We start from the raw sequence: 16,872 nt of genomic DNA on the forward strand, positions 1-16,872 counted from the left end.
ATGAAAAGACTCTCTTCGTTCACCACGCTGTTGGCCGCATGCCTGTTCGCTGCCGCATGCTCCCCCGAGGTGCAGGCCGATCCGGTCCAGCCCACCGTGGCCAGCCCCTCACCGATGGCACCGGACTTCACCGGCATCGATCATTGGATCAATGCGTCGCCGCAGCGCCTTGCGGATCTGCGCGGCAAGGTGGTGCTGGTGGAGTTCTGGACCTACTCCTGCATCAACTGCGTCCGCGTGATGCCGCATGTCAAACAGTGGCATGCGAAGTATCGCGACCAAGGGCTCGTCGTCATCGGCGTCCACACGCCGGAATATGGCTACGAGAAGAAGTTGAGCAACCTCAGGGCCGCGATCCAACGATTCGGCATCACCTACCCGGTGGCGCAGGACAACGGATACAACACCTGGAATGCCTACAGGAACCGTTACTGGCCTGCCTTGTACCTGATCGACCAGCAGGGTCGCATCGTCTACCAGCACTTCGGCGAAGGGCAGTATCAGGAAACGGAAGCGAAGATCCGTTCGCTCCTGGCCGCCAGCAAGGCCGCTCGTTAGCGGAGGCCGAGCAGGCCGGCGCATGCCGGCCTGCATCCGCGATGGAGAAAGCGAGATCCAGCTCGCCGCGGAAGCTTCAGCGCGGCGTGGCTTCGCGAGCGCGTCGCTCCGTCACCAGTTCGCCACCGTGGCCCCAGTTGTCGGTATCGACTTCGTCGATGACGATGTGAGTCAGATCGGGCTGCTTGCCGAGCACCCTCTCCAGCGTGTCGGTGATCTCACGCACGAGTTGGCGCTTCTGCGTCCGCGAGGTGCCGTCGCGGGTGATGCTGACGCGTACGAAAGGCATGGAATGTCTCCTTTGAAGAACGGAAGGCAAGGCGCTACGGAGCGTCCCTGCAAGATCACCAGCGACCCGCGGACATGCCGCCATCGACCGGCAGGACGACGCCCGTGGTGAATGCGGCATCACCCAGATAGAGCACGGCATCGGACACTTCGTCGACCGTACCGATACGGCCAGCCGGCTGCAGTCCGTTGAGGAAGTCGTGCATCTCGGACACGTAGAGAGGGGTATCGATGATGCCCGGCGCCACCGCATTGACCTGGATGTTGTGTGGCGCCAACTCCAGCGCCAACGCGCGCGTGGCGTGGTTGATGCCGCCCTTGATCAGGACCGGCAAGGCGGCAGGCACTGATTGCAACGGCTGCGCAGCGATGCTCGCGGTGATGTTGACGATATGGCCCGCACGACGCTCGCGCATGTGCGGCACGGCAGCCTGGGCCGCGAAGAAGAAACCCTTCAGGTTGGTGTCGACCAGCGCCTGCACATCGTCAGGTGCGTACTCGGTGAACGGTCGGGCGATGAAGATGCCGGCGTTGTTCACCAGGATATCGACCTGGCCGAAGCGCTCGATGGCGGCTGCCACCAGACGCTTGGCGGTGTCCGGCTCAGCGATATCACCTGGCACGAGCAGCAGGTTGGCGGGCTGGCCGAGTTGGAGGGCGGCGGACTGCAAGCGCTCGAGCGTGCGCGCGTTGGCGACGACGTTGTCGCCACGTTGCAGATAAGCGCGGGCAATGGCGAAACCGATGCCACTGGAGGCGCCGGTCACGATGACGGTCTTGATGCTCATGGACTTCCTCGAATGTTGGGGGTGCCTTTCGGCGTAGCGGCACTCTATTACCGCCAAATGAGGCAATAAATCGGTGAGAATGCACATCACCTGTTACCTGGCGTAATCAATGCAGCGTCGATTCGACGACATCCTGGTGGGCAGCCTGGAACTCTTCTGCCTGGCCGCCGAGACCGGCGGATTCAGCCGCGCAGCGACCGCCGCGGGCGTTACGCCGGCCGCAGTCAGCCGGTCCGTGGCGCGGTTGGAGGAGCGGCTGGGAGTGCGGCTGTTCGTGCGCACGACCCGCACCATCCGACTGACGGATGCGGGGCGCGCCTATCTGGTGCACTGCCGTCAGGCGCTGGACCAGTTGGCAGAAGCGGACCGCGAGGCCTCCGGCCAGCAATCGGAACCTGCCGGCCGGCTCCGCATCAGCGTGCCGACCACGTATGGTCACTATCGCCTGCTGCCCCTACTCGCCGAATTCCATCGCCGTCATCCACGCATCCAGGCCGATGTGCACATCGGCAATCGCAACATCGATTTCACCGCCGAAGGGTTCGACCTCGCCGTACGCGTGCGCAAGCCGCCCGACTCGGGACTGGTCGCCCGCCATCTGGAAGACGCGGAACTGGTGCTGGTCGCGTCGCCGGACTATCTGCAACGACGGGGAACGCCAGGGCGCCTGGGCGATCTGGCCGAGCACGACTGCATCCAGTTCGAGCTGCCCAGCACCGGTCGACGCATACCGTGGCTGTTCAGGGATGGCGCCACCGAAATCGAGATGGAGACGGAGGGGCCGTTCCTGCTTTCGGAGGACGTGCTGGGGGGCGTCTCGCTCGCGTGCAGCGGTGGCGGCGTGTTCCAGGCGTATCGCTTCACGATCGAGCGCGAGATCGCCCAGGGACGCCTGGTGGAGCTGCTGCCCCGCCACGGTGGCCGCAGTCGTCCCTTCAACCTGCTGTACCCGCACGGCCGGCACATGCCGCTGCGCGTGCGTACCTTCATCGATTTCCTGCTCGAATCGGTGCGCGCTGGCTTCTCCGCCGCCGACTAGCCTGGAGCGGACAACTCCGGTTACAAAAATGCCCGCACCCGGACACAGCCGGGATACGCAGGCAGCGTGAAATGGCCTCCCATCTCCGGAGGACCTCCCATGAAGACCAAGAAGCACGCCTTGATCACCGCCACGCTCCTGGCGTTGACCGGCGCGACGCTGTGGGCGGCAAGCGCCCAGCCTGCCGGCATCGGGCGCCATGAAGCCCTGCGCCACGACCTGGATGCTCCCGGTCGCGAAGTGGTGCAGGTTCGCGTCGACTTCGCACCGGGCGCCGCGTTCGGCATGCATACGCATCCGGGCATCGAAGTCGCGTATGTACTGGACGGCACGCTCGAATACACCTTCGAGGACAAGCCCCCGGTGACCCTGACGGCCGGACAGTCCCTCTTCATTCCCGCCGGCATGCCGCATGCCGCGCACAACCCGGCGCAGACGAGCGCGGCCGAGCTGGCGACCTACCTGGTCGAGCAGGGCAAGCCCATCGTCGCGCTGCGGCAGCAGAGCCATTGAGAACCCGGGATCCATGTCATGAACGTCGTACTGAAACGGAAAGTCGCCTTTGCCCTTTCGATGGGCGTCGTCACCACCGGCCTCATTTCCTTTGCCCTGCTTGCGCTCAATCTCGGGTTCTCGCAGGAGTTCCTGTCCACGTGGCTGCGTTCCTGGGGCGTCGGCTACGTGATCGTGATTCCCGCGATCCTGTTGATCGGACCTCGCCTGCAGGCGCGCATCGATCGCTTCATCGTGTGATCGAAGCAGCGGACGACGACGATGCGTGTGTCGTCCGCGCGCTCCAACGCTGACCTCACGTCGCCGGACACGCGCCACGTCCGGCGTCTTCCTCCCTTGGCGCACATCCCCCAAACCATCAGGTATCCCCGTGATCAACGCTATCGAAAACGTCGTCTACACCGGCAAGACCCACACCACCGGCGGCCGCAAGGGCGCCGCCCGCAGCGATGACGGCCGTCTGGCCATCGAGCTTTCACCGCCCGGCAGCCATGGCGCCGGCACCAACCCGGAGCAACTCTTCGGCGCCGGCTGGTCGGCCTGCTTCCTGGGCGCCATCGGCAAGGCGGCCCAGGCCGCGAAGGTCGTGCTGCCCGCCAACGCGGCGGTCGATGCGGAAGTGGACCTGGGCCTGACCGGTGACGCCTACTTCCTGGCGGCACGTCTCAACGTAAGCCTCCCCGGCCTGGAGCCCGCCGTCGCCCGTGCGCTCGTCGACACCGCGCACCAGATCTGTCCGTACTCGAAAGCGTCGCGCGGCAACATCGATGTCGAGATCAATCTCGTCTGACTCCGTCACTGCGGCATCCGCCTGCGCGGATGCCGCAGCGGTACCCGCTGGAGACACGCCATGCATAAACCCGCAAACCGCACCGCCCTGAACACCGGAGCATCCTCCGGCGGTTCGATGCATCATGGGACGGACCCGACAACCGGGTGTCAGTCGCGCGTGCGCCGGTAATGCATCGCGACCGCACCGCAGCGCAGCGGGATCGCGGAGATCAGCTCAAGCCGTCGCGTGCGGGGTAGTCCGCTCTGGTACAGGGTCGGGCCATGGCCGGCGATGCGGGCATGGACGAGGAACCGGTATTCGTCGATCAGACCCAGACGGTCGAGTTCGGCCGCCAGCGTGCCGCTGCCGAGCAGCACGCCGTCCGGCGTCGCATCCTTCAGCGCCTGTATGCCGGCGCGCAGGTCGCCCGTAATGAGGTGGCTATGCGCCCAGGTGAAGTCCGTTCGCGTCGACGACACCACGTACTTCGGCTTCGCCTCCAGCTTGGCCGCCCACTCGCGGGTCGCCGGTGGTGCTTCCACTTCACCGCGCGCCACCCTCGGCCAATAGCCTTCCATCATTTCGTAGGTCACTCGACCCCACAGCATCGCGCCGTGTTCGTCCATCAGCCGGGTGAAGAAGGCATGCGTCTCTTCATCCGCGATGCCCTCCTCATGGTCGACGCAGCCGTCGAGGGTGAGGTTGAGGCTGAAGGTCAGAAGTCCCATGGGCAAGTATCTCGGAGCGATGGAGGCCGGGGGGAGTCCGGCGGATACCGTGGCGAAGAAACCGATGATGGCGCGCCGGAGCCTTCCATTCCTGCGCTGCGGCACCAACGTCTAACGGGATGGTAGCGTTGCCTCACCGTCCCATCGACTACCCCGGCGGCCGGATCCCCGGCGCATGCTGCGCCATCAGCTCCACAACCCAATCGATGAACACGCGCAGCTTGCGGCTCACGTGCCGGCTGGGCGGGAAGGCCACGTACATCGGCATCGGCTCGAGCTCCCAGTCCTCGAACAAGGCGACCAGTTCACCGCGCGCCAGGGGTTCGCGCGCCATGTAGGTGGGCAACCACAGCACACCGAGGCCTGCGATGCCGGCGGCGAGGTAGGCATTGCCGTCGTCCACCGACAACGCATGACGGCCCTGCACGCGCACGACCTCGTCGCCGCGACGCATCGGCGACATCAGGGGGCTGCCGGTACGCGAACTCCGGTAGCCGACGATGCGGTGCCCGGCCGTTTCCAGCGCCTGCGGATGCGCCGGCATGCCCGCGCGCGCCAGATAGGCGGGCGCGGCGTAAACGCCCAGGGACAAGTCGGCGACGTGGCGTGCGCGCAGCGATGTGTCGGTGAGCACCCCGCCCCGCACCACGCAGTCGACGTTCTCGTCGATCAGGTCCACCTTGCGGTCGCTGGCGCCCAGGTCGAGCTGGATGTCGGGGTACCGCGCCTGGAAGTCGGGCAGCGCAGGCACCAGTACATGGCTGGCCAGCGGCGCCGGGACGTCCACGCGCAATCGTCCCCGCGGCGACGCGGAAGCGGCCGACAGGCTGGTCTCGGCATCGTCCAGGTCGGCCAGCAGCCGCACGACGCGCTCGTAGTAAGCGGCCCCGTCGGGGGTCACGTTGACCTTGCGCGTGGTGCGGTGGAGCAGCTTCACCCGCAGGTGCGTTTCCAGCTGCTGCACCAGTTGGGTGATGCGGGTCTTGCTGGCCTGCAGCGTGTCGGCGGCCTTGGTGAAGCTTCCGGTTTCGACCACGCGGACGAAGGCCTGCATCGCGTCGATACGGTCCATGCACGCCTCGGGTGCTGCGGAGATTGTTTGGATTCTACAAACAGTGATACCGCGGCCGGTGTGTTTATCACCCTCGCGCCACTGCCTAGAGTGATGGCCATGCATCGGGCCGCCGCGCCCACATCCCCCAACAGGAGCACGCTCATGGCAACCCGCGACGCCGTTTTCCCCGCCGGTCGGCAGGACCTCTACACCCACCACGCCTATTCCGCCGCGATCCGCTCCGGCGACCTGTTGTTCGTTTCCGGCCAGGTCGGCAGCCGCAGCGACGGCTCGCCCGAACCCGACTTCGAAGCCCAGGTCCGCCTGGCGTTCGCCAATCTCGAAGCCACCTTGAAGGCCGGCGGATGTTCGCTGGACGACATCGTCGACGTGACCACCTTCCACACCGATCCCGAACACCAGTTCGACACGATGATGAAGGTGAAGGGCGAGGTCTTCCCGACCGCGCCCTATCCCAACTGGACGGCGATCGGCGTCACCTGGCTCGCAGGCTTCGATTTCGAGATCAAGGTGATCGCGCGCATCCCGGACTAGGTTCGATCACCGCCCCGCGCAACCCAGCTCCGCGACGCCCGGACCCGCGCGGGCTCACAGCAGCATGTGCAGGTGCTCGGCCAGCCTCAGGCTCATCGCGACGATGGTGAAGGTCGGGAACGCCCAGCCGCCGGTGGGAAACACCGAACTGCCGGCCACGTGCAGGTTGGCTACGCCATGCACGCGGGAATGGAGGTCCACGACGCCTTCATCAGGCGATTCGGACATGCGGGTGGTGCCCATGTGGTGCGCCGTCCCGTGGATCGGCGCGTCCGCACGGGACCGATCGCCCAGCCACTCGTCGGTCGTGAACTTGCCTTGGCTCGCGTTCGCCAGCGCGGAACCGAAGATCGTGGCGGCGGTGCGATAGGTATGCCAGTCGAGGTCGGTCAGGCGCCAGTCGACGACCACTTTCCGCTGACCCAGTGCATCCAGTTGGTCGCCCAGGCGCACGCGGCTGTCCGGATTCGGTGCCTGCTCGAAGTAGCCGACCACGTCGACCCGCTGGGGCGCCACCGGCAGCTTTCCGATGTGCTTCCGGTACATGGCGCGCGCGACGTGGCCCGGATGGAGACCGATCGTCGCGACCGCCTTGCCCACGGCGCCGAACGAGCGCTCCGTGGCTGAGGCATCGAATGTCGGATGCGCCGAACCGAGTGGTCCATCCAGCGCCATGGCCTCGTCGTGGACCGTCTTGCGGAAGGCGCGGCGCAGTTCCCGGAGTGCCCGGATGCCCTCCGGCACGCGCCCCTCCACCGCGAACGGCTTGACCCGGCCATTGAGAAGACCGTGCCGTTCCCGCGCGGCGTCCGAGAGGCACAACTCGGGAAAGCAGGGCGCCGTCCCCTTCCCGCCGCTGCGGTCGTACGGTCGCGTGACGCGCTCGGGCGAACCGGTCTGCAAGGTGCCCAGCCGGCAACTCGGATGATCCATGAAGTAGCGGCCCACCAGATCGCGCCGGTTGCCCAGGCCGCCGGGCGCCACGGCATCCGAAAGCAGCAGCAGGCGCGCGTTCTCGATGCCGCCGCAGGCGAGCACGTAGTGGCGGGCGACCAGCGAAACCGACTGCCCGGACAGCGACTGCACGGCCAGCGACCGGATATGGGAGGCGTCGGGCCCCGCATCCAGCGAGGTCGCGTTGGCGTGCAGAAGCAGCTGCACGTTCGGGGCGCGCGCGAGTTCCTCGCGGAACACCTCGCCGAAGAAAACCGGACTCCTGACGAAGTTGCGGTGCTCCAGCAGATCGTGTTCGATGGCGCCGAGGCGCAGGCCTGGGCGCCTGACGAACGAGCCGTCGGCCAGCGCATGGTGTTCGATGCCGAACAGCCGGCTCGCGCGCTCGTAGAACGGACGCAGCTGCTCGTACGCGAGTGGCCAGCCGCTGTGCGGAATCCAGTCGTGGCGGGAAAGATCGTTGTTGCCCAGGGGGATGCAGCCTCCGCCCCAGACATGGGTGGTCCCGCCCAGCGCGCGTACGCGGCTCCTGATCGGGTCGAAACGCCCTTCGCCGACCGCGGACCCTTCGTACAGCGACTGGCTCAGGGATTCCGGTCGGTGGCCGCCTCCTTCCACCAGACATACGCGGACCGACGTATTCAGCCAAGATCGCGCGATCGCGATACCCGCCGGGCCGGCGCCCACGATGCAGATATCCGCCTCGATCCGGCTGGGCAATGGGGCGACATCCGCATCCAGGATCACGATACCGTCCAAGGTCCGATCCCGCGACGCGCGGCATCTCCAAGTCTTTCATCGAATCGAGCGATCACGAAGCCCCAGGCACCGGAGGTGCGCACAGGCGCACGACGGCGCGCGCAGACAGTGCGGCCCGGCCCGTTATCCAGACGTGACGAGCTTGGCGCTCCGGGCCGCGGTCGCTGCCATGGCGCGGGACATTCCACGCCCGTGCCCGGTATGGACGACCAGGAAGGTGTTCACGGAACGGGGTCGGCGACTCAGGGCCTCGCGGCTGCGGTCGCGCCATGCGTATGGCTCACGCCCAGCATCCGCCCTATCGCCAACAGGCGCCTGATGACGCCCGAGCGCAGATGCATCGGCGCGCGTTCGTAGATGCTGCTCCACAACCCGGACACGAACGCGGCGGGATCGCCGATGTCCGCACCGCCCCGCACGAGGTTTTCTGCGTCGGCGAGGCGATCCTCGATGCGATCGGAGGTCAACATGGACGCGCACGCTAGGTGTCGTCGCGTGAAAAGGCCGTATCGATGCACGCCCGGGCGCGCCCCGATGTCCTGAATCTCCCGCCCCGCGCGTTGGTGGGGGTACTCGCGCCTCGACCCGATGCCCACGCGCCAGGCGATATCCTTTCCCTGGCGTCGAAGGTGCTGGCCTGCCGATGAACCTGCTTGAACGCGAAGCGCAGCTCGATGCCCTGCGGGGCCTGCTGGACCAGGCACGGGACGGTGCCGGTGGCGTGGTGCTGGTCGGCGGAGAAGCGGGCATCGGCAAGACCAGCCTGGTCACCGCGCTGCGCGAGCGGCGCGGCACGATGGACCTTTGGTGGGGCGCGTGCGATGCCTTGCAGACACCGCAACCGCTCGCGCCGTTGCACGACATCGTGCGCCACCATCCGGTCGGCTTCGGCAGACTCATCGACACCGTCGGGCGCATCGCCCTGTTCGGCGCCGTCCTTTCCGAGCTCCAGGCAGCGCCGACGCTGTTCGTGGTGGAGGATGCGCATTGGGCGGATGAGGCCACGCTGGATCTGCTCCGGTTTCTCGGCAGGCGCCTGGCACAGGTGCCGTGCCTGCTGGTGGTGACCTATCGCGACGATGAGGTCCCTGCGCACCATCCGCTGCGTCGCCTGATGGGCGACCTGCCGCGGGCGAACGTGGTCCGGATGCAGGTGCCGCGCCTGAGCGCCGACGCCGTGGAAGCGATGGCGAAAGGCGCGCTGCATGCCAGCGAAGGGCTGTACGAGGTCACCCAGGGCAATCCCTTCTTCGTCAGCGAAATGCTTCGGCGCGGCATCGAGACCGTGCCGCATGGGGTGGAGGATCTCGTGCTGGCGCGCTTCGCCCGGCTCAGTCCGCCCGCGCAGGACGTCGCACAGCTGGCGGCCATCGTGCCCCGCCATCTCCAGGGCTGGTTGCTGGACGCCGTACTCGCGCCCCCGGTCGAGGCGGTGGAGGAATGCCTGGATGCCGGGCTGCTCGTCGCGCATCGCGAGGCGTTCGCATACCGCCACGAACTGGCACGCGTCGCGGTCGAACGCTCGCTGTCCGGCCCGCGCGCGCAGCGGTGGCATGCGCGCGTGCTCGCGACCCTGGACGCCCTGACCGCCGATCGCGCACCGTTGGCCTGGCGCGTGCACCATGCCGCCCGGGCCGGCGACCGCGATGCGGTACTGCGCCTGGCGCCGGCTGCGGCCGAAGAGGCGCGGCATAGCGGCGCACACCGTGAGGCCGCCGCACAGCTGCGGACCGCGCTGGGCTTCGCCGACGGACAGCCCGACGTGGAACGCGCCGCGCTGCTCGAGCGGCTGGCCTACGAGAGCTACCTGACCGACCAGATCGAGGAAGCGTTGACCGCGCGCGAGGCGGCCCGCGATCTCTGGCGCGCACGCGGCGATCGCCTAAGGGAGGGCGATGCCACGCGCTGGCTGTCGCGCCTGAGCTGGTACAACGGCCAGAGCGCGCAGGCGCAGGCCCATGCCGACGAGGCCATCCGCCTGCTGGAAGACCTGCCGCCCGGCCGCGAACAGGCCATGGCCTGCAGCAATCGCGCGCAGCTGCACATGCTGCAGGGCGAAAGCGACGCCGCGGTGACGTGGGGCCAGCGCGCGCTGCGCCTGGCGGTCGCGCTGGGCGATCGGGAGATCGAGGCGCACGCACTGAACAACATCGGGACCGCACAACTGGATCTCGACGAGGCCTCCGGCGCGGCCGCCCTGGAGCAGAGCCTGCAGCTCTCGCTGGACCATGGGTTCGAAGAACACGCCGCGCGTGCCTACGTGAACCTGGCGTACAACGCCGTCGTGCGCGTGCGCCTGCCCGCCGCGCAGGATTGGCTGTCGCGCGGGCTCGCCTACTGCGAAGCGCGCGACCTCGACGCATGGGCGGGCTATCTGGCGGCCCTGCAGGCCAGCGCCTGGTTCGCCGCAGGCCGATGGGACGAGGCCGCCGGGCAGGCGACCGGGATGCTCCGCACATCCCGTCTGGCACCCATCACCCGCGTCATCGCGCTCACCGTGCTGGGGCATGTGCGCGTCCGCCGCGGCGATCCCGACGCGCAGCCGGTGCTCGAGGACGCGCTGCAACTGGCAATGCCGATGCAGTCGTTCCTCCGCATCGCGCCGGTTGTGGTCGCGCAGCTCGAAGCCGCATGGCTCGCCGGCGATACCGCGCGCATGGACGACATCCTGTCCGTGCTCACGCGCACGGACGCCCGCTCGCGCTACGACCGCGGACTGGTGGACGAGATCGCGTACTACCGGGGCTGCGCGACCGCCGATGCCGACGGCGCGATGGACAGCCCCATGGGCCTGCAGGCGTCCGGTCGCTGGCGCGAAGCCGCGGACGCGTGGCGCGCGCTGGGGTGTCCCTACGAGCAGGCGCGAGCGTTGGCCGACGGCGACGAGGAAGCACAACGTACCGCGCTCGCCCTCTTCGAAGAACTCGGCGCAGGCCCGATGGTCGCCCGCCTGCGCCGCATATTGCGCGACGCCGGTGTACGCGGGGTACCGCGTGGCCAGCGCGCCTCCACCCAGGCCAATCCCTACGCCCTGACCGCACGTGAGATCGAAGTGCTGGAACTGCTGTGCGGCGGCCTGCGCAACGCGCAGATCGCCGCGCGCCTGTCGCGCTCGGTTCGCACGGTGGACCACCACGTCGCCGCGGCCTTTTCCAAGCTCGGCGTGGGCACCCGCACCGAAGCCATGGCGGCCGCACTGGCGGCAGGCATCCACGCCAAAAGATAGGCAATCGCTGCGCGCAATCTGGGTAAGTCCGCCGACGCGGTGCGGAAGGCCGCTCCGTAGCCTGTGCAGCACAGCAATCCGCTGTGCCTACCACGGACTTACCCCATGAAAACCGCCTTCCATCCCCTGCGTACGCTGGCCGTTGCCGCCCTGTGCGCCCTCACCCTGAGCGGCACTGCCCTGGCCAGGGACATCGGCGACACCACCAGCACCAACCACCGCTACGTCATCCAGCGCTCGTTCCCGAAGGGTGCGCTCGACGGCCTCGACGCGGCCACCAAGGCCAAGGTCAACCAGACCAATGCGCGTTTCGGCGTGAAGTGGCTGATGTCTTTCGCCAACGGCGACAAGACCAAGACCTTCTGCGTCTACGAAGGCCCGACCGAAGCCGCCATCCGCGAGGCCGCCAAGGCCAACCACCTGCCGGTGGACAGCATCACCGAAGTGCCCGTCACCCTCGACGCGCATTGAGACCGCCGGGTGCGCGGCCCTTCGTCGCGCACCCGATCCCACCGAACCTCTTCCGGAGACACTCCCATGCCCCGCTACATGATCGAACGCACCTTCCCCACCGGCCTGAACATTCCGATGACCGACGCGGGCGCCCGCGCCTGCCTCGGCGTGGTCGCCACCAATGCCAAGGAAGGCGTGACCTGGGTGCATTCCTACGTGAATGCCGACAAGACCAAGACGTTCTGCGTCTACGACGGCCCCGATCCCGAAGCCATCCGCCGCGCCGCCGGCGACAACAACCTGCCGCTGGAGCGCATCACCCAGGTGAACGTGCTGGCGCCCTACTTCTACCGCTAGGCCGGAGACCCGCCATGAACCGCTCACTGGCCGTGCTGTACGGCGGCGTCAGCTACACCGCTTTCCTCGGCGTCTTCCTGTACGCCATCGCCTTCGTTGCCGGCGTGGGCGTCCCCAAGCACATCGACAACGGGGCGCTCGCCCCGTGGTCGACCGCGCTGGCGATCGACATCGCGTTGCTCGGCCTGTTCGCCGTCCAGCACAGCGGCATGGCACGGCCTGCGTTCAAGCGATGGTGGATGCGCTTCGTGCCGTCCGCGATCGAGCGCAGCACCTTCGTGCTGGTCAGCAGTCTGGTGCTCGCGCTGCTGTTCTGGCTGTGGCGCCCATTGCCGCAGACGATCTGGCATGTCGACGCCGCGCTGGCGCGAGGTGGCCTCTGGGGCATTTCCCTGTCCGGTTGGCTGCTCGTGCTGACGAGTTCGTTCACGATCAACCACTTCGAACTGTTCGGGTTGCGCCAGGTGTGGTGGCACGCGCGGGGACGCACCGCGAAGGACGAGCCCTTCGTCATCCGTGCGATGTACCGGATCGTGCGCCATCCGCTGATGCTCGGCTTCCTGATCGCGTTCTGGGTGACGCCGGACATGACCGTGGGGCACCTGCTGTTCGCCGCGGTCGTCACCGGCTACATCGTCGTGGCTGTCAGGTTCCTCGAGGAACGCGACCTGGTCGCGGTGCACGGCGATACCTACCGCGACTACCAGCGGCGCGTGCCGATGCTGCTGCCGGGACGGAAGCGCGGCTGAATCGAAACACGGCGATGACGGGCCGCGGGCGACACCCGCGGCCTCTGCCACAGGGACTGCCGCCTACCTGCCCGCAGCCGCAAAGCCCTTCGCGGCGCCGTCGATCGTGTCCGCGACCACCTGGGGCTGGGTCATGAAGACCGCATGGCTGGCGGACACCTTGGTGATGCGCGCGCCGATGCGTTCGGCCATGTGGATGAGCATGGCCTGGTCGAAGGCCTTGTCCTCGGTGGCGATCACCGCCCAGCTGGGCTTCGTGCGCCAGGCCGCGTTCGTCAGCCGGGTCTCGAACACCGACATGTTGATGGGCACCTGCGAATCGCGCAGGAACGCGGCGTCGGCGTCGCGGGTATCGTGGGCGAAGCCGGCCTTGAACTTCGCGGGGCTCAGGAAGCCGTAGCCGTCGCTGCCCGTCTCGATCACGAACTCGGGCGTGGCCGCGAAACCGGCGTACTGCTGCGCCGTGGTTTCGCCCGCGTCCGGCGCCAGCGCGGACACATAGACCAGGCCCACGACCTTGTCGTGCACGCCGGCTTCGGTGATGACCGTGCCGCCCCAGGAGTGGCCCACCAGGAGGGTGGGACCGTCCTGCCGGTCGAGCACGCGCTGCGTCGCCTTCACGTCGTCGGCCAGCGACGTCAGCGGGTTCTGCACGATCGACACGCGATAGCCGCGCGCGGTCAGGTTGTCGTAGACGGCGCGCCAGCCGGCGCCATCGGCAAAGGCGCCATGCACCAGGACGACATTGTTCACCGGCCCGCGATGGCTGGCGGCCACGGGCTTGCCGGCGTGTGCGGACGGTGTGATGGCAGCCGCCCATGCGGCGGCCAGGACGATGGGAATGAGCTTGAACATGGATGTCTCCTCAAGGGGGTGAATCAGGCATCGGTGCGTGGCACCTCGGCCCGCAGGACCACTGTGCGATGCCGGCCCACACGATGCGCCACCGGGAGTCCTGATAACTTGACCGAACGTGCTGATCGCCGCTCCATCGTCCTTTCCGGTACGCCGAGCACGGCGTTCCCTGGCAGCGACGCGCGCAGCCATCCGCGGCTCCGACGGGTCACCCATCGCGCACGCCTGTACCTGATCCCGTGCAGGACCGGGAGGCGCCTCCGCGCTAGGCTGATTCCACCCTGTACCCCGCCGGTGAGCCCCATGCCCCACCCGTCCGATCCCTATACGCCGATCAACTGCGAGTTCCACGACGTGCTGGAAGCCACCGCGACGCGCCGCACGCAGGCCGTCATCCGATTCCTCGATGACGACGGCACATTGACCGAACGCGCGACGCGCATCGTCACGTTGTCCGCCCGTGACGGCATCGAATACGCCGAACTCGGTACCGGCGAGCGCATACGCCTGGATCGGCTGGTCGCGGTCGACGGCAGCGCGCCGGCGGACTTCGCGCCGCCGGCCTGAGGATCAGACCGCCTGCACCGCCCGTGCCTGGCCATGGCCTGCGGGGCGTTCGGTGCGGAACTGCGCGACAGACCGGCGCAACGCCCCCACGTCCTCCCGCATGCGGCGCGCGGCAGCCGTGGCTTCTTCCACCAGCGCCGCGTTCTGCTGGGTGGATTCCTCCATCCGGTTGACGGTCTGGTTGACCTGCTCGATGCCGGCGGATTGTTCCTGCGAGGCGCCGGAGATCTCGACCATGATGTCGGTGACCCCCTGCACGCTGGCGACGATCTTGCCCATCGTCGCGCCCGCCTGACGCACCAGCGCCGAGCCGTCGGCCACCTTGTCCACGGACGTCCCGATCAGGCCCTTGATCTCCCTGGCCGCGTTCGCCGAGCGCTGCGCCAGCATGCGCACTTCGCTGGCCACGACCGCAAAGCCGCGCCCCTGTTCGCCGGCGCGCGCGGCTTCCACTGCGGCATTGAGCGCCAGGATGTTGGTCTGGAAGGCGATGCCGTCGATGACCGAGATGATCTCGGCGATCTTTTTCGACGACTGCTCGATGTCGGTCATCGTCGCGACCACCCGGCCGACGACCTCGCCTCCTTGCGAGGCCACACCTGCGGCGCCGATGGCGAGCTCGTTCGCCACCCGCGCCGATTCCGCGTTCTGGCGGACGGTGGAGGTCAGCTCCTCCATCGAAGCCGCGGCTTCTTCCAGGCTGGCGGCCTGCTGCTCGGTCCGGCGCGAAAGATCGGCATGGCCGGCGGCGATTTCGCCGGCAGCGGTGTTGATCGACGTGGCGGCATCCTGGATGCCGCCGACGATGTCGGTCAGCTGGGCCACGGTGGCGTTGGCGTCGTCGCGCATGCGCGCGAACACGCCTTGGAAGTCGCCCTCCATGCGTGCGGTCAGGTCGCCCTGCGAAAGCGCGGCGAGCAGCCCCTGCAGCGCGGACAGGTTGTACTGGAACGCATCCAGCAGGCGGTTGGTGCTGCCCGCCAGGGTCAGCACGAAGCCCTGCTTGTCTTCCAGCGGCACGCGGTCGCGCAGGTCGCCGCGCGCGGCGGCATCCACCACCGCCGCGATCTCGCGCTCCACCAGCATCTCGACCTCGCGGCTCCGCCATTCGACGACCGCACCCATGCACACCCCGTGCACCCGCACGCGGTTGACCGCCCACTGGTAGTGGATGCCGGCATGCTCGACATCCTCTTCGAAGACATCCTCCCCGCCGGCGAGCCGACGCTGCACCTGCGCGAACACCGGATGCAATTGCACGGCGTCCAGGCCGGACATCGACGCGCTCTCGGGCAGCACCGCCCGCAGCGAACGGTTGGCATAGGCCAGGGCGCCGTCAGCGTCCAGCATCATCAGCCCGGTCTGGGCGCAGTCCAGCGCCTGGCGGGCGCGCTCGTTCTCGCGCGCCACGGCGCGTTCCGCCTCGATGCGCGCACGCATGCGCTGCTGCATGTGCGACAGGGTCGCGGCGAGGCGGCCGATCTCGTCGTGCGGGTTGTGCACCCTCAACACCGTATCGAGCCGGTCGTCCGCGATATCGGTGGCGAAGCGCAGCGTATCCTCGATGGGCCGGCGCACGGCGCGCAGGACCATCAGCAGCGTCGCGATCAGCGCCACTGACACCAGCAGCCAGGTCAACATGAAGAACCCGTCGATCCAGCGGCCCTGCGTGCGTTGCTGCGCGCGCGCGTCCGCCAGCGCATCGGACTGCGACTGTTGCAGCGCATCCAGCGCAGGGGTGATGCCGGTGGCGATGTCTTCCAGTGACTGGGCTTCCACATCCAGGCCGATGCGTGCCGCGGTGTAGGCCAGCAAGGCGCCTTGATAGGCATCCATGTCGGCGCGCAGGGCGTCCTGTGCTTCCGGCGGCAACCGCGCACCGGTCAATGCCAGATCGAACGGCAGTTTCTCTTCGCTGACGCGGTCGGTGTGCGTCGCATCGCCGGTCAGCAGGAATTGGCTCTCGAACCGCCGCATGCGCTGCACATGGCCGGTCAGCGTCGGATTGCCCACTTCGTCGATACGGGCCTCCAGCACACCGGCGGCGGCGTCCAGTTGCGCACGCAGCCCGGATTCGCCCTGCCCCATCTCGTCCACGCGCGCATTGAGCGAGGCGATGCCTTCGCCGAACTGGGCGATCTCGGCGGCGACGCCCTTCAGCGCGGAGGAGCCCGGGTCTGCGCTGGCGGCGCCGGCGTCCGCGTCCAGCGTGCCCGCCAGGCGTTCTTGCGCCGTCCGCAGGGCCGCACGATGCTCGTCGGACAGGCTGTGCGCATAGGCCGTCTGCAACCGCCGCGCTTCGGCGACCTGCTGGGCCAGGGTGCCGGCGAGCACCGCGCGTGCCTGGTAGCCAGCGAACGTGTCGCCTGCGCGCTCCGCCCCTACACTGGCGCGCCAGTAGGCCAGTGCGATCACCAGCAGGCCGACACCGGATACCAGCAGGCTGGCCTGGATCTTGCCGGCCAGGCTCATGCGACCGAGCCGCGTGGAGGACAGCAAGCGCATGCGGCGTAGGGCGGCATCGCGCAGGCGACGCAGGGTCGAATTCGGGGGGGAGGCCATGGGCGTATTCCGGACAGAATGACGCATCGGTATCGGCCGTTCCCGCCAGGACTTTAATGTCCTTTTTCGCCACGCGTGCGGCGTTCCGGGATGCA

The 16,872-nt window shown here is 68.1% G+C and carries 19 protein-coding genes; 11 read left to right on the plus strand and 8 right to left on the minus strand.

Annotation, left to right across the window (positions count from 1 at the left end; translation table 11 throughout):
• On the plus strand, positions 1-558 hold the full coding sequence (locus BLT45_RS10590; RefSeq protein WP_093299153.1) for a thioredoxin family protein: 558 nt from the start codon (positions 1-3) through the stop codon (positions 556-558).
• Between the two features lie 76 nt (positions 559-634).
• Here BLT45_RS10590 and BLT45_RS10595 read toward each other — a convergent pair whose 3' ends face one another.
• Entirely contained in the window at positions 635-847 is a 213-nt protein-coding gene (locus BLT45_RS10595) for a tautomerase family protein (protein ID WP_093299159.1), read from the minus strand.
• Positions 848-902: 55 nt separating this feature from the next.
• Positions 903-1,634: an SDR family NAD(P)-dependent oxidoreductase gene (locus BLT45_RS10600; RefSeq protein WP_093299163.1), complete on the minus strand. Its 732-nt coding sequence runs from the start codon at positions 1,632-1,634 to the stop codon at positions 903-905.
• Positions 1,635-1,743: 109 nt separating this feature from the next.
• On the opposite strand from BLT45_RS10600, the gene BLT45_RS10605 reads away from it, so the two are divergent.
• From BLT45_RS10605 to BLT45_RS10620, 4 genes are all read left to right on the plus strand, one after another.
• On the plus strand, positions 1,744-2,673 hold the full coding sequence (locus BLT45_RS10605) for a LysR family transcriptional regulator (RefSeq protein ID WP_093299167.1): 930 nt from the start codon (positions 1,744-1,746) through the stop codon (positions 2,671-2,673).
• Between the two features lie 99 nt (positions 2,674-2,772).
• A complete protein-coding gene (locus tag BLT45_RS10610) occupies positions 2,773-3,186 on the plus strand; it encodes a cupin domain-containing protein (protein ID WP_093299172.1) in 414 nt (137 codons plus the stop codon).
• 18 nt (positions 3,187-3,204) lie between these two features.
• Complete coding sequence (locus BLT45_RS10615; RefSeq protein ID WP_093299177.1) at positions 3,205-3,426, plus strand: DUF2798 domain-containing protein; 222 nt, start codon at positions 3,205-3,207, stop codon at positions 3,424-3,426.
• Positions 3,427-3,556: 130 nt separating this feature from the next.
• A complete protein-coding gene (locus tag BLT45_RS10620; RefSeq protein WP_093299183.1) occupies positions 3,557-3,976 on the plus strand; it encodes an organic hydroperoxide resistance protein in 420 nt (139 codons plus the stop codon).
• Positions 3,977-4,125: 149 nt separating this feature from the next.
• Here BLT45_RS10620 and BLT45_RS10625 read toward each other — a convergent pair whose 3' ends face one another.
• The gene (locus tag BLT45_RS10625) at positions 4,126-4,686 is read right to left on the minus strand and encodes a dihydrofolate reductase family protein (RefSeq protein ID WP_093299188.1); all 561 of its coding nucleotides are present in this window, start codon (positions 4,684-4,686) and stop codon (positions 4,126-4,128) included.
• Between the two features lie 148 nt (positions 4,687-4,834).
• Positions 4,835-5,758: a LysR family transcriptional regulator gene (locus BLT45_RS10630; protein WP_093299193.1), complete on the minus strand. Its 924-nt coding sequence runs from the start codon at positions 5,756-5,758 to the stop codon at positions 4,835-4,837.
• A gap of 144 nt (positions 5,759-5,902) precedes the next feature.
• Here BLT45_RS10630 and BLT45_RS10635 point away from each other — a divergent pair, with 144 nt between their 5' ends.
• Entirely contained in the window at positions 5,903-6,295 is a 393-nt protein-coding gene (locus BLT45_RS10635; RefSeq protein ID WP_093299197.1) for a RidA family protein, read from the plus strand.
• Positions 6,296-6,349: 54 nt separating this feature from the next.
• On the opposite strand, the gene BLT45_RS10640 is transcribed toward BLT45_RS10635, so the two are convergent.
• Entirely contained in the window at positions 6,350-8,008 is a 1,659-nt protein-coding gene (locus BLT45_RS10640; protein ID WP_254771861.1) for a GMC oxidoreductase, read from the minus strand.
• 242 nt (positions 8,009-8,250) lie between these two features.
• Positions 8,251-8,478, minus strand: coding sequence for a hypothetical protein (locus BLT45_RS18160; RefSeq protein WP_139187999.1), 228 nt, complete (start codon positions 8,476-8,478; stop codon positions 8,251-8,253).
• 173 nt (positions 8,479-8,651) lie between these two features.
• On the opposite strand from BLT45_RS18160, the gene BLT45_RS10650 reads away from it, so the two are divergent.
• The 4 genes from BLT45_RS10650 (at position 8,652) to mddA (ending at position 12,793) form a co-directional block, all read left to right on the plus strand.
• On the plus strand, positions 8,652-11,234 hold the full coding sequence (locus BLT45_RS10650; protein ID WP_093299208.1) for an ATP-binding protein: 2,583 nt from the start codon (positions 8,652-8,654) through the stop codon (positions 11,232-11,234).
• A 105-nt stretch (positions 11,235-11,339) separates the two neighbouring features.
• Complete coding sequence (locus tag BLT45_RS10655; RefSeq protein ID WP_093299214.1) at positions 11,340-11,705, plus strand: DUF4242 domain-containing protein; 366 nt, start codon at positions 11,340-11,342, stop codon at positions 11,703-11,705.
• 66 nt (positions 11,706-11,771) lie between these two features.
• The gene (locus tag BLT45_RS10660) at positions 11,772-12,044 is read left to right on the plus strand and encodes a DUF4242 domain-containing protein (RefSeq protein WP_093299218.1); all 273 of its coding nucleotides are present in this window, start codon (positions 11,772-11,774) and stop codon (positions 12,042-12,044) included.
• Between the two features lie 14 nt (positions 12,045-12,058).
• Positions 12,059-12,793 carry a methanethiol S-methyltransferase gene (mddA, locus tag BLT45_RS10665; RefSeq protein WP_093299222.1) on the plus strand — a complete coding sequence of 245 codons (735 nt, stop codon included), beginning with the start codon at positions 12,059-12,061 and terminating at the stop codon, positions 12,791-12,793.
• 63 nt (positions 12,794-12,856) lie between these two features.
• On the opposite strand, the gene BLT45_RS10670 is transcribed toward mddA, so the two are convergent.
• Positions 12,857-13,648 carry an alpha/beta fold hydrolase gene (locus BLT45_RS10670; protein WP_093299227.1) on the minus strand — a complete coding sequence of 264 codons (792 nt, stop codon included), beginning with the start codon at positions 13,646-13,648 and terminating at the stop codon, positions 12,857-12,859.
• A 303-nt stretch (positions 13,649-13,951) separates the two neighbouring features.
• Here BLT45_RS10670 and BLT45_RS10675 point away from each other — a divergent pair, with 303 nt between their 5' ends.
• Complete coding sequence (locus tag BLT45_RS10675) at positions 13,952-14,215, plus strand: hypothetical protein (RefSeq protein WP_093299232.1); 264 nt, start codon at positions 13,952-13,954, stop codon at positions 14,213-14,215.
• Positions 14,216-14,218: 3 nt separating this feature from the next.
• On the opposite strand, the gene BLT45_RS18650 is transcribed toward BLT45_RS10675, so the two are convergent.
• Positions 14,219-16,777, minus strand: coding sequence for a methyl-accepting chemotaxis protein (locus tag BLT45_RS18650; RefSeq protein ID WP_305775344.1), 2,559 nt, complete (start codon positions 16,775-16,777; stop codon positions 14,219-14,221).
• Between the last annotated feature and the right edge of the window lie 95 nt (positions 16,778-16,872).

The organism is Pseudoxanthomonas sp. CF385 (assembly GCF_900104255.1).
Taxonomy (GTDB): Bacteria; Pseudomonadota; Gammaproteobacteria; order Xanthomonadales; family Xanthomonadaceae; genus Pseudoxanthomonas_A.

Coding starts and splice junctions, on each gene's coding strand:
- BLT45_RS10600 (WP_093299163.1), bottom strand. CDS start 1,634: ATGAGCATCAAGACCGTCATCGTGACCGGCGCCTCCAGTGGCATCGGT.
- BLT45_RS10670 (WP_093299227.1), bottom strand. CDS start 13,648: ATGTTCAAGCTCATTCCCATCGTCCTGGCCGCCGCATGGGCGGCTGCC.
- BLT45_RS18160 (WP_139187999.1), bottom strand. CDS start 8,478: ATGTTGACCTCCGATCGCATCGAGGATCGCCTCGCCGACGCAGAAAAC.
- BLT45_RS10590 (WP_093299153.1), top strand. CDS start 1: ATGAAAAGACTCTCTTCGTTCACCACGCTGTTGGCCGCATGCCTGTTC.
- BLT45_RS10635 (WP_093299197.1), top strand. CDS start 5,903: ATGGCAACCCGCGACGCCGTTTTCCCCGCCGGTCGGCAGGACCTCTAC.
- BLT45_RS10660 (WP_093299218.1), top strand. CDS start 11,772: ATGCCCCGCTACATGATCGAACGCACCTTCCCCACCGGCCTGAACATT.
- mddA (WP_093299222.1), top strand. CDS start 12,059: ATGAACCGCTCACTGGCCGTGCTGTACGGCGGCGTCAGCTACACCGCT.
- BLT45_RS10605 (WP_093299167.1), top strand. CDS start 1,744: ATGCAGCGTCGATTCGACGACATCCTGGTGGGCAGCCTGGAACTCTTC.
- BLT45_RS10630 (WP_093299193.1), bottom strand. CDS start 5,758: ATGGACCGTATCGACGCGATGCAGGCCTTCGTCCGCGTGGTCGAAACC.
- BLT45_RS10595 (WP_093299159.1), bottom strand. CDS start 847: ATGCCTTTCGTACGCGTCAGCATCACCCGCGACGGCACCTCGCGGACG.
- BLT45_RS18650 (WP_305775344.1), bottom strand. CDS start 16,777: ATGGCCTCCCCCCCGAATTCGACCCTGCGTCGCCTGCGCGATGCCGCC.
- BLT45_RS10610 (WP_093299172.1), top strand. CDS start 2,773: ATGAAGACCAAGAAGCACGCCTTGATCACCGCCACGCTCCTGGCGTTG.
- BLT45_RS10615 (WP_093299177.1), top strand. CDS start 3,205: ATGAACGTCGTACTGAAACGGAAAGTCGCCTTTGCCCTTTCGATGGGC.
- BLT45_RS10655 (WP_093299214.1), top strand. CDS start 11,340: ATGAAAACCGCCTTCCATCCCCTGCGTACGCTGGCCGTTGCCGCCCTG.
- BLT45_RS10650 (WP_093299208.1), top strand. CDS start 8,652: ATGAACCTGCTTGAACGCGAAGCGCAGCTCGATGCCCTGCGGGGCCTG.
- BLT45_RS10625 (WP_093299188.1), bottom strand. CDS start 4,686: ATGGGACTTCTGACCTTCAGCCTCAACCTCACCCTCGACGGCTGCGTC.
- BLT45_RS10675 (WP_093299232.1), top strand. CDS start 13,952: ATGCCCCACCCGTCCGATCCCTATACGCCGATCAACTGCGAGTTCCAC.